The 12197-nt window shown below is 64.3% G+C and carries 6 protein-coding genes; 5 read left to right on the top strand and 1 reads right to left on the bottom strand.

Annotation, left to right across the window (positions count from 1 at the left end; genetic code table 11):
• Positions 1-11: 11 nt before the first annotated feature.
• From OG203_RS38075 to OG203_RS38095, 5 genes are all read left to right on the top strand, one after another.
• A complete protein-coding gene (locus OG203_RS38075) occupies positions 12-6107 on the top strand; it encodes a hypothetical protein (RefSeq protein ID WP_405162044.1) in 6096 nt (2031 codons plus the stop codon).
• Positions 6100-8673 carry a hypothetical protein gene (locus OG203_RS38080; protein WP_405162045.1) on the top strand — a complete coding sequence of 858 codons (2574 nt, stop codon included), beginning with the start codon at positions 6100-6102 and terminating at the stop codon, positions 8671-8673. The genes OG203_RS38075 and OG203_RS38080 overlap by 8 nt, the downstream gene beginning before the upstream one ends.
• Complete coding sequence (locus tag OG203_RS38085) at positions 8670-9479, top strand: ESX secretion-associated protein EspG (RefSeq protein ID WP_405162046.1); 810 nt, start codon at positions 8670-8672, stop codon at positions 9477-9479. The genes OG203_RS38080 and OG203_RS38085 overlap by 4 nt, the downstream gene beginning before the upstream one ends.
• A 28-nt stretch (positions 9480-9507) precedes the next feature.
• Entirely contained in the window at positions 9508-9813 is a 306-nt protein-coding gene (locus OG203_RS38090) for a hypothetical protein (protein WP_405162047.1), read from the top strand.
• A 124-nt stretch (positions 9814-9937) separates the two neighbouring features.
• On the top strand, positions 9938-10858 hold the full coding sequence (locus OG203_RS38095) for a helix-turn-helix domain-containing protein (protein WP_405162048.1): 921 nt from the start codon (positions 9938-9940) through the stop codon (positions 10856-10858).
• A 365-nt stretch (positions 10859-11223) separates the two neighbouring features.
• Here the strand turns inward: OG203_RS38095 and OG203_RS38100 are convergent, their stop codons facing one another.
• The gene (locus OG203_RS38100; protein WP_405162049.1) at positions 11224-11751 is read right to left on the bottom strand and encodes a hypothetical protein; all 528 of its coding nucleotides are present in this window, start codon (positions 11749-11751) and stop codon (positions 11224-11226) included.
• Positions 11752-12197: the final 446 nt, after the last annotated feature.

A 12197-nucleotide genomic window follows, 5' to 3' on the forward strand; every position in this document is an offset into this window, starting at 1 on the left:
CTCGTGCCGGAATGAGTTTATATCTGCCACCGGAGCTGCGCTGGCTCGGGTGGGTCGCGGGCGGTGCGTGGCCGGACGGTGACGAGGACCAGATGTGGGCGATCGCGGCCGCCTACAAGGACGCCGCCGCGGCGCTGCGTAGTCAGATCCAGGACATCGAGGACGCCAAACGCACTGCGGTCGCCGCCTATCCCGACGGCACCGGCGGCGAAAAGATCGGCGAGACGTTCGACCTGCTGCTCAAGGGCGACCAATCGATGGAATCGCTGGCGAAGTACATGGAGCAGATCTCCGATGCCGCCTTCGACTTCGGCACGCAGATCGAGGCCGCGAAGCTGATGACGATCCTCTCGCTGGTCGCATTGGCCATCGAAATCGCCTGGGCCTGGGCATTTCCGCCGACCGCTGCGGCTGTTCAGGCGGCAGAGGAAGCGGCGACCCAGTCCGTTGTGCAAGTCATGAAAAGGGAGTTGCAGAACCAAATTCTGTCGAAGGTGTTCTCGGTATTCGGGAGTAGATTCGCCAATCTCGGCAAGTACTGGATGCTGAAGATCGCCGAGGCGGCGTTTATTTCGGGTCTGCTCGATGGGGCCGTGCAGTTGGGGCAGAAAGCCAAGGGACATCGGAAGCATTTCGACTGGACAGAATTCGGGGCTGCGGTAGGCTCCTCGGCCCTCGGTGCGCCGTTCGGTCGGATCGGGGGCAACGCGTTCAATAAATTCTCTACGAAGTTCTTGGCGGACAAGCTCAAAAACCCGTGGGTTCGGGCCGCGAACGGCGCGTTCGTCGGCATGGGCTCCGGCGTGATCGAGTACGGCGCCGGCAGCGTCGGTGCCGGGCTGATCACCGGTGATTGGGCCGGGACGATCGGTAACCCGGCAGGCTGGGTCGGCGGCGTGGCGCGCGGTGGGATGGTCGGCGGCGTCAAGGGATACCGCAGTATCAACCGGCTCGACAACAAGAGCTTCGAGCTCGACTGGAAGATGCCGAAGGACGGATCGTCGGATATCCCGAAGCGGCCCGGGTTCTCGTTCGACCCTGGCAAACTCGGATTCAAGGGTTCCCGGAACGATGTCGGCGGCGATCACGCCACCTCCGAGCACCCGCCGGTCGGATCGAACGGATCCAGGGGTGACAGCCGTGCCACCGTCCCCGCCTCATCGACCGAGAACCATAACTCGGCCGAGCCGCTGAATCGGTCTCCCGCTGGCGTCTCGCGCAACGAACCGGGCGGCAACGAGTACTCGGGCACGAACAACTCGAGCACGAACAACTCGAGCACGAACAACTCGACTACGAACAGGCAACCACCCTCGGTTAGGCCGAGCAACTACAACGGCAACCGGTCGGGTGGTCCGTCCGATTCCGGTCGGTCTAGCACGCCGGCATCGGTCAATGGGCCGAAATCCGTTGGTTTGAACGGTGATTCGCGCGCGTCGAGTCCGGCGCCGAGTCGGTCGCCGTCCGTCGATGGTGGTCGGCGTGACGGCCTGACGACCTCGAATTCGGCTGGGCGCGACGGAAATCCGGCCAATTCGAATGGGACGACGCAGTCGCGAACGACGTCATCGACGAATCTGCCAGGAGACAGCCGCAATTCGTCGGTGAACGGCGGAGGGGCCGACCGGACCGCGGGCAGTCAAGGTGGCGGCTCGGCAGCTACGCACACGGGTCCCGGTCGTGATGGTTCGACGGAGTTCCAACGCCCGTCGACGTCGCAGACGCACGGCGATGGTGTCCAGACGCCGACGCGTTCGACCACGCCTGACACGAATGTTGCTGCGGGACAATCGTCGCGTCCGGCTGGGGTATCGGAGCCGGGCTCCACTGGTTCGCAGGCGCCTCGTTCGTCGGAGCCGGGTCCGACTGGTTCGCAGGCGCCGCGTTCGTCCGAGGCCGGTGTGACTGGTTCTCAGCCACAGCGTTCGCCGGAGCCGGGCGTGACTGGTTCGCAGGCACCGCGTTCGTCGGATGCGGGTTCGACTGGTTCGCAGGCGCCGCGTTCGTCGGAGGCCGGTGTGACCGGTCCTCAACCACAGCGTTCGCCGGAGCCAGGTGTTACTGGTTCTCAGCCGCCGCGTTCGGCCGGGGTATCGGATGCGGGTTCGACCGGTTCCCATCCGACGCGTTCGGCGTCGGATGCGGGTTCGACCGGTTCTGGTCAGTCGTCGCGTTCGGCGGCGGCGGAGTCGGGTGGATCCCAGCGTTCGCCTATCGCGTCCGAGACGAGCACGACCGGTCCCGGTCAGCAGCCACGGCGACCCATGGGATTGAATCCCGATGGGCAGCAACAGCATTCGCCGGTGTCGGAAACGAATCCGAACAACACGAAGCAGGTACGGCCCTCGGTACCGAATCCAAGCCACGGCGACGAGACGACGCCGTCACGACGCGCACCGCTGCCCGGGTCCGATCCGGGCGGTGCGGCACCGTCGAGGCAGCGTCCGCCGGAGTCGAACGTCGGCGGGAGCACGCCGCATCGGCCCGACGGAGATCACCCTTCGCCGCGGGCATCGGTTCCGCAGGACCAGCATTCGAACCCGCGCGGGCACGATGACGCCGGGTCGGATGATCGCGGCGGCCGGACCTTCCAGGGCGATGGGGAACATCCCAACTGGACGCGCACCAAAGACGGCGATGTGCTGATCACCTCGCCGGACGGCACCGAGCACTGGGTGGACAAGCACCAAAACATCTTTATCGGGCGCCACGGTGATGACTCGTTCGTGATGATTCGGCCGGACCACTCGGTCGAATTCGTGCCCAGTAATGGCCATCCCCCGGTGGCGCCCATCGGTCCGCGGACCAAAGCATCGACCGAATCGGGTCGGACCGAGGAATTCAGCTTCGGCCGCGACGACAGCACCAAGCACACGGTGCTCGGCGACGGCTCGGTCCGAACCACGGGCCCGGACAACTCGATAACAATCGTCAAGCGCGACGCCACCGCCGTCCACAGCCGGCCGGGCGAGTCGACGGTAGTCACCGAGCCCGACAACGTCGTGCACATCGTGCCGAACAACAAGGCGGGGTGGGAGCGTGACGGAGACGGCAACTTCGTCATCCACTCCCCGGACGGCACCTGGCATGAGATCGATACCCACGGAAACATGCGGATCGGCCGTTCCGGCGACCCGCAGGTCCTGAAGGTCGACGAAGATCATTCGCTCGTGTTCGTCGGCGTGGACGGCATCGGCCCAGCGGCCCGCACCGAGGGAACCGAGGGCGGCGGTCTCAAGTCGTTCACCCGGCCCGATCATGTCTCGCACACCGTGCTGGAAGGCGGCGCGGTACAGACGAAGGGCCCGGAGGGCTGGACCACCACCATAAAATCCAATGGGACAGCGGAATTCGTCTCGCCGACCGGTGACAAGACCGTGTTCAAGGCGGACGGCACCGTGGTCGAGTCGGGGCCGGGCAAGCCAACGGTGATCACCGGCCCCGACGGGACCCGGCAAACGGTCGAGCACAACAACGTCGTCACCGTCGAGCTCCCGGACAACACCAAGCATGTGGTGTTCGATGCCACGGACGTGCAGGGCGGCGGCCGGACCGAGCATCCCGACCATACGGTGATCCACTTCGACCTGAAGGACACCCTGAACTTCGGGGTGCGTGATCGGCTCGGCGGCATCAGCCAGGATGGTCCGCACAAGCCCGGCGTCCTGCACATGGATCGGCCCGACGGGATCACCCTGGAGTCATCGCCAAAGGGCATCAAGGTTTTCGACGTCGACGACACCAGCTATGAGCGGGGTCCGCGCGGGTCTGTGCACATCACCAAGGCGAACGGGGAGACCGAGACGCGGGCGATGAAGGAGCCGATCGAGTTGGTCAACGGTGTGAAGCTGGAGCGGACGCCCAATGGCTTCCGGGTCGAGCACACCGACAAATCGTTCTCCGAGATCGGGCCGAACGGAGCGACATTCACCGACGGTAAGGGTGTGGTCCGTGGGACCCGCAGGGATGGAACGGCTTTCGTCAACGACAACGGCAAGGAAATGCACGAGATCCGGGGCGATGGGGCCGTGCGGGTCACCTCGGAGGACCAGACCGCTTGGGGCAGCAGGCCGGACGCCACCAGCTGGACGGTCGACGACAAGAACAAGGTGCACATCTCCGACCACGAGGGGACCGAGGCGGAACCGACCGACCCGAAGAGCCCGCATGTCGAAGGCGGCGACTATATGGCTTTGACTCGGCCGCGGCAGCTGAAGAACGACGAGTCGATGCCCGGTGATTACCACGCGCCGGCCGCGCCGCGCACCGAGGACTGGATTCCGGACGGGGCCGAGAACGACAAGGTACCGCCGGATTTGTTCCAGTTGGATCCGCCGGACGACGATGACGATGACGATGACCCGGATAAGGATTATTGGGGTCCGCCGCATCGCAAGTACTGGGGTCCGCCGGACCAAGATCAGTGGGAGAACAACTACCAGAACAACGGCAATTCCGGGGGTTCTGGTAACTCTGGTGGTTCTGGTAACTCTGGTGGTTCCGGCTACTCCGGTGGTTCTGGTAACTCTGGTGGTTCTGGTAACTCTGGTGGTTCCGGCAATTCCGGGGGTTCTGGTAACTCCGGAGATTCCGGTGACGGAGGCGGTTCCGGTGCCAATCGAGGCCCCGGCGGCGGTCATGATTCGGGTGGCGGCCACGACTCCGGTGGTGATCGCGGCTCGTCGGGCAACGACCGCACGCCGCCGCCTGAGAACCGGCAGCCACCACCACCTCCGCGACTGGATCCGGCGATGCTGTCGAGGATGCTCCAGAATCTGCACGGCGCGGACGCGATGATGCCGCCGCCGGGTGGGGAGGGCGCGTTCGACCCCTCGAATAGGGGCGAGACGGGCCAGGGGCTGAACGGCCAAGGCGAGCCGTCGCCGGACTTCTTGCGCTTGGGTTCAGGTAGCAGCACGCAGTCGCCTGCGGGCGGCACGAGTGGCGGCTCGGGATCGCAAGGGCTGGGAGGGGTTTCGGAGCAGCCGGACATGTCGGCGTTGCGCGGGATGCTCCACCAGGCCGACGGCTCGCAACCCGGAGGTGCTGGCCAGCGTGGCGCCACGGATCAGCAGGGTGCGACGGAACAACGCGACGTTCCGAATCGGCCGGGCACCGGGGCCCGCTCGGGCCAAACACACGATTCGGCCGCACTGGATAGGCCGGGTGCGTCGGAACGACCGGGAACGACCGGCCAAGGCAATGAGTCGGACGGCTCCGGTTCGTCGCGCGACGCGGCCGGTCGACTGCTGGGCGACCCGAAAAACACTGACGGAGCAAGCAATGCGGACGCATCCGGGCAAGAGAAACAGCCAGGTGGCGACTCGAATGCACCGGGCTCCGAGAAGCAGTCGGATGGTTCTGGCGACCGATCCGGCGTGTCCGGGCAGGGCGACCATCCCGGCGTCGGCGCCGACTCGAGTGCCCCCGGCTCCGAGAATCACTCGGGTACACCGGGTTCCGGCGACCAATCGGGCGTGCCAGGGCAGGGCGACCATCCCGGCGTGAGCGACAACTCGGGTGCCCCGGGTTCCGAGAATCACTCGGGTGCTTCAGGTTCTGAGAACCACTCGGGTGCATCGGATTCCGCGAACCAGTCGGGTCACGCTCGTGCCGGAGAACATCCGGGTGCACCGGGTTCCGGCGACCAAACGGGCACGCACGGGTCCGACGGGCATACGAGAATACCGGAGCAGCAAGGGGACTCGGCGTCGAGCGGGGACGGAACGAACTCGGCCGTGCCGGGGCGGCCGCCCATGTCTCCGATGCAGGACGGGCACCCCTCGTCCGGGCACCCTTCGTCCGGACAGCCTTCACCCGCCGGGGCGCCGCCGCCCGCGGCCCCGCCGCCAGGAGCCTCGCCGGCCGGGGGTCCTCCTGGATCGTCGAAGAAACAATCGCGCCGGTCTCGGAAGAAAGACGACAAGCAGCGAAAGCCGCCGAAGCCGTTTTTGTTGCCCTCGCCGTTCGACGAGCCCGAGCAACGCGCTGGACCCGACAACTCCACCGATGCCCCGTTCGCTTTGGACGTTTCCACCTCCGTAACCGAACCGGTCATCGAGACGCGCGCTACCACAAAGACTACGAGGAGTACCACCGATGGCTGACAACATTCGCAACGACTGGAAAGACCTCCGCAGCGGAGCGGACAAAAACACGTTGAAGTTTACTGTGAAATTCGATCCGGTCGTCATCTCCAAATGTGTGGCCAAGTGTCACGACATGATCCAGAAACTGAAGGGATATCAGACCTTCATCACCGAAAGCAAAATGGATAAATTGGAGCAATTCTCGACTGAGAAGGCCGGAATTGAGCTTCCGAAACTGTTCAACACTAAGGCCAAAGAAGTTTTCGATGACCTGGACACACTGAGATGGACCATGGAGGATATGGGGGATACCTTCGGGAGCGCGGCGTATAACTATATGGGGGCCGAAGACCGGAACTCCCATTTGTTCAGTGATATCGGTAGCCTACAGGATCCCCCTGCTACGAAAATAGATATTCCGACGCCGCCAACATTCTCCGCCAAGGACAACTTCGACCCGCCGAAACCTACTGTCGCCGCAAATCCCCCAGCTATCGTGCCCGATACTGCTGACGGCTGGAACTGGGCGCGTTTCAAGAGTTTCGGCGATGAACTGTGGGGTCATGATCAGAAGGCGTATACCACAGGTGATCTATATATCACATTATCCAAGAAGCTCTCCGCAGATTTCACCGATCTGAACGAAGCGCTGAAAGCCGTCACCAAAGAAATGTGGGAAGGTAACGGCGCCGACCAGGCTATGAACGCGATCAATCGCTTCACCGAAAACACGGTCCCTTTCACGAATAGTTTGGCCGAACTCGGCAATGATCTGACCTATTGTGCGCAGTGGCTGTCGGCCACATACGCCAGTATGCCGCGTGACGATTGGTTCTGGCCCCTACATCCCGGTACCGAAGGCTATGCCAGTTGGGTCACTAGTTTTCGTGATTCCTATAAGAAATATTATGTGGCCGGTATTAAGGGTGCTCTAGATTCGATGCCTACAATACCTATAGCAGGTAAACCGAATCCGGCACCACCGCCGCCGCCGGGGAACGATAAGAACAACAAGAACGACAAGAACAACAAGAACGACAAGAACGATAAGAACGACAAGAACGACAAGAACGACAAGAACGATAGCGGCGATAACGACAACAATAAAATTGATAAGAACAGCCCTGATTATAAGGCTGGATTCCAGGACGGCTACGACAAGCGTCAGAGTGAAGAGAATAACAATAACCAAGGCGGCGGCGGCAACCAAGGTAGTGGTGGGCCCGGCCAAGGTAGTGGTGGGCCCGGCCAAGGCAGTGGTGGGCCCGGCCAAGGCAGTGGTGGGCCCGGCCAAGGTAGCGGTGGGCCCGGCCAAGGTAGCGGTGGGCCCGGCCAAGGTAGCGGTGGTAGCCAGGGCAGTGGTGGCCCCGGTCCGCAAGGCAGCGGCAGCGGTCCCGGCGGCGCAGGCAGCGGTCCCGGTGGTATCGACAAGAACAGCCCCGAGTACCAGGGCGGTTTCCAGGACGGCGTCAACAAACGCAAAGCCGACGTCGGCGGTAGCGGCCCAGGCAATAGTGGCCAAGGCAGTGGTGGGCCCGGCAGCGGTAGCGACGGCAGTGGCAATGGCGGCAATAGCGGCAGTGGCAGCACCGGGGGCCCCGGCGGCACCGGCGCGGACAACCCGTACGGCAACAACAAGTCGCAAATACCGAACCGGCCGATTAGAAACCTACCGATCCCACCGAACCAGCCGATCCCGAAAACGCCGGATGAGCTGCTGAAACAACTGGCGGATGGCAAGAATCCCTTCCAGAATCTGAGCCCGGAGGCGCTGCAGAAGGTCGGGGCGGATCTGCTCGGCGGTCTGAATCCGGACTTGTTGAAGCAGATGACCCCGGAGGGGTTGCAGAAGCTGGGTGCGGACCTCGTGTCGCAGATGACTCCGGAGCAGCTGAAGAAGTACGGTGCCGACATTCTCAACGGCCTCACCCCCGACGGGACGAAGCAGTTGAGTCCGGAGACGCTGAAGAACCTGGACCCGGAGACGTTGCGGAATCTGAGTCCGGAGACGTTGCGGGATCTCAGTCGGGTGTTGCCGCAGACCCCGGGCGGTGCGGACCTGCTCAAGACGTTGACCGACGGATTGACCGGGTTCACGAAGACGATCGGCGATGTGATCAAGACCGGCACCGACGCGCTCGCCGGCCTGGCGACCAACGGCATGCTCGGCATCCCTGGCATGGGCGAACTGCAGCCCATGAACGTAGACAGTCCGATCCCGAACGATTTCGCGGCGGCCCTGCACAGCGGCGCCGGGCTCCCCGGTGGCCCCGGCCCCGGCCCCGGTCCTGGCGGCCCTGGCCCCGGTGGCGAAATGCACCCGCCGCTCAATGCCCACTCGCTCGCGACCGAGTCGTCGAAGTTGTTCCCGCGGGCGGCGATTCAGTCTGCCCTCGATGGACACCAGACGCAGACCTCGTCCGCGGCGGGCTCTTCCGGCATGCCGATGGGCCCCGGCCCCGGCCCCGGCGGGCAGCAGGCGGGCGGGGAGTACAAGCGGGGCAAATTCCTCGATTCGGCGACCAATCTGGATGAGGCCCTCGGGCCGGACATCGCGCGATCGAGGCCGGTGATCGAGCCGTGACCCAGCAATGGGAATTCACCGCGCTCGAATTCATGGTCCTCTGCGACCACTATCACCGAGGTTCGCTACCGCGGCCGTTCTGGTTCGAGACCGAAGAGTCGATGCCGTCCGACGAACTGGAGCGTCGTAAGCACAGCACGTGGGAACAACTGCAGCGCCGGCTGGACGGCTCGTTCGACGGTGTGGTCGAGGTGCTGCGTACGCCCGAACTGTATGTGCTGGTACACACTTGGGACGACAAGGACATTGCCAACATCGAAAAGCACCTTTGGCTGCACGCCGCGCGGGCGGGTGCGCTCGGCTACGTCCTGCGGCAGCCGTCGGGGAAACTCACCTTCGACTCACCGATGGTCACCATTACCGAATGCCATCCGAGGGAACTGGTCGTCGAGGTGGTGCGTGCGCTGCCGAACGTGGAAGCCGGTCGGCTGCCGGACATTCCGATCGTGCTAGACCCTGCCGAGCGCGATGAGCCGAGCTGGGGTGCCAGCTACGTCCAGGACGACCTCGAGGACCGGCCGGTCTACCAGTCGCAGCAGTTCTTTCAGCGACCTGCCGATTGCGCCGGAAGGATCTCCGTGGTGCAGGGCCGATCGAAGTTCGGCCCGAGGGGGATTCAGGAGACAACGCTGATGTGGCGCGATGTGAACGAAGACGGGCGGTACATGTGGTCGTCGGGCGACAAGCCGGTCGCCGTCGGCACCAGCCGGCGGCAGCTGGCCGAACGGCTCCAACGAGAGACCGAGCACCTGATGGATCGCCTCGAAACACATTGGGAATGGGGACGTCCCGAGGACCGGTACTGAATTCGGATCGACAAGGTAGGAGAGTGACATGCCCGGAGATGGCAAGGTCCGCGTGGACACCACGCGATTACGGCAGGCCGCGAGCAAGATGGACGCGGTCGGCCACCGGACCAGCGAGATCATCGGTACGTTGAAGAACAACCTGAACGCGCAGGGCAAGCCGTGGGGTAGCGACGACTACGGCGACAAGTTCGCCAAGGGCGACTCGGGGTACGAGAAGTCCTCGAAGAACCTGCTGACCGGCGGCGACAACATGATCGAGTCGGCGGGCAAGTTCAGCAAGGGCATGAACGAGGCCGCGACCAAGATGGACAACATGGATGGCACATCCTGATCGCGAACAAATCGCACGTAACCTGCTAACTCCTTGACGTGAGGCGCTGTCACGATACGTAATACCTATCGTGACAGCAGCCAACCGCAGTCGGCCGGCGACCGGGAGCGCGGCGGAGTTCGCCATGGACTCCACGCTCCCTGGCGCCGAGGCGCATGGCTTCGACGCGTACCGGAATGAGTGGGAGGCACGCTTCGGCACCGGGCTGCCCACCTACAGCTCCGACACGGCCCGCGACTTCCGGGTCAGGGCACACGCGGTCCGGATGCATGACGTGATGATGGTCGACATCCACGGTGCGTCGGGCATCCAGACGGTGTGTCCGTCGGATGAGGTCGAGAAGGAGATCCAGCTGTACGTGGTGTCGCGCGGCGCCTACGTACTCGGTGGCCCGTCCGGTACCGGTGCGCGCACCGTGTCGGCCGGGCAGTTCCTGCTCGAGCGCGTCGGGAAGCCGGAGCGTTTGGACATGGCGCCACACACGACGGCCAAGGTACTCGCCACCACCCCGTCGCCTGCCCTCGTTCCGCTGCTCCGCAATCGGACCCTCACCGGACCCGCGGATTCGGCCGAGATCCGGCTGCTGCTCGCCCACATGAAGGTGGTCCGCGCGACGAGGGAAGACCTCGGCCCATCAAGTGCCTTCGCCGCCAGCGCCCTGCTCGAACTGGTCAAGGCGGTGGCAGTGGGCCAATTCGATGACATCGAACCCAGCCTGACTCCCGCACTCACCCAGGCCGCAAAGGATCTCGCCGACCGCAAACTCGCCGACCCCGAACTCTCCCCAGCCGTGCTGGCACGCGACCTCAACGTCTCCATCCGCACCCTGCAACGCGCCTTCGCCGCCGCAGGAGAATCCGTCGCCACCTACATCCGCCACCGCCGACTAGAAGAAGCCAAACGCGCCCTGACCGCCCCCAACACCCCCCTGAGCATCTCCGAACTAGCCGCCTACTGGCAATTCTCCGACCGAAGCCACTTCATCCGAGCCTTCAAAAAAACCTACGGCCTAACCCCCACCGAATACGCCCGCTCCACCCCCTGAACCAGTCCGTGGATCAGGGGGCATCTGTGCGGTGCGTGACCCAAGGTCGGCGTCGAAATGACCTGAGAAGGCCTCGGCAGCCTCGGAGCGAACCATCTCCTCCGGATCGGACAGCATCGAAACAATGCCCGCAGCGGCCTCCGCCTCCGCCGGGCCGAGTGTGGCCAGACCTACCGTCAGGATCGTTCGACAAGGTGTTGAGGTGTGCTTCGACGTCGCCGAGGTCGGGCGCTTTGGTGTGCGCGCCATGGAAGTCCGCGATGATCGCTTTGATATCTGCCGCCGCGTTCTTCACCGCCGTGGCGTCGGCAAACGCCTTCCATGTGTCTGCGGCGGAACTCGAGCGGTGGTCCCGTGGACGCGGACTATTGATCGGGCAAGCACAGGCTTGCGTCGCTCGAGGTGGGGGTTGGGCCGGTGCCGGGGGCGAAGGTCCACTGGGAGATCGGGCCTGCCGCTTTCCAATACAGGGTGCCGGTGTCGTCCAGTGTCGCCTCGTACATTTCCTCGCCGCCGCCGACCATCTCTGTCCCTACGCAGTAGTCCTCGTAGTCGGTGCCTGGCTGCAGCGCGCCGTCGCTGAACTGGCCGGTCGGGTAGGTGGCAGCGCCGGGATTGGGAACGGTGCTCGGTGCGCCCGTGGCAGCCCCGAGAATCCAGCGCGGCCCGTTGGCGCCCGTGCCGCAGCTGAAGTTCCAGCCGCCGGCTGAGATAGCGGCACCTTGTGGATGCGGACTGCCCGCCCAAAGACAGTCCGTCGCAGTGTTTCCGGATGCGTGGCCGATGCCCGCGCCGGCGGTGACCGAGCCGATCGCGGCCACCGACAGCAGGGCCAATCCGTACCACGCGTGAATGTTCTTGCGGCCCTTGTGTAATGGGTTGGTCTTCGACATCTTGGCAGCCCCGCTCTGTTCGGTTCGTCGGACCCTGAACCGGCCGCGACCGTCACGGCCATTCCCACCTTCGACTGAAAGGCTGGTGAGCACCTCCGGTTCAGCTGGGAGGTCGCTGTGGTTCGACATGCCGAGGTCCGTGGCTTCAGCAGTGGTGAGTCGTTCCCGCGACGCCGAGAATCAGGTGCCCAGTCGATCTCGCCGTAGGCCCGGAAACCGAGTAGAAGGAGTGCGGCAATACTCGGTTACCTTGTAACCGTGGCGTACATCAGATCCGAGCATCGGCGGTGTATTCATTGATCGTGGCGGTCTTGACGAGATCATGCGAGAGTGCGACAGGTGGGGTCGCGCCCGGCACGGGAGCAGCAATCTGCTTGGGCCGCTTAGGATTCAGTCAGCGCACACTACGGTCCCGCGCCGCCGGATCGCACGATGCGGTGCGGCCG

It is taken from the genome of Nocardia sp. NBC_01499 (genome assembly GCF_045040275.1).
In the GTDB taxonomy this organism is placed as follows: domain Bacteria; phylum Actinomycetota; class Actinomycetes; order Mycobacteriales; family Mycobacteriaceae; genus Nocardia.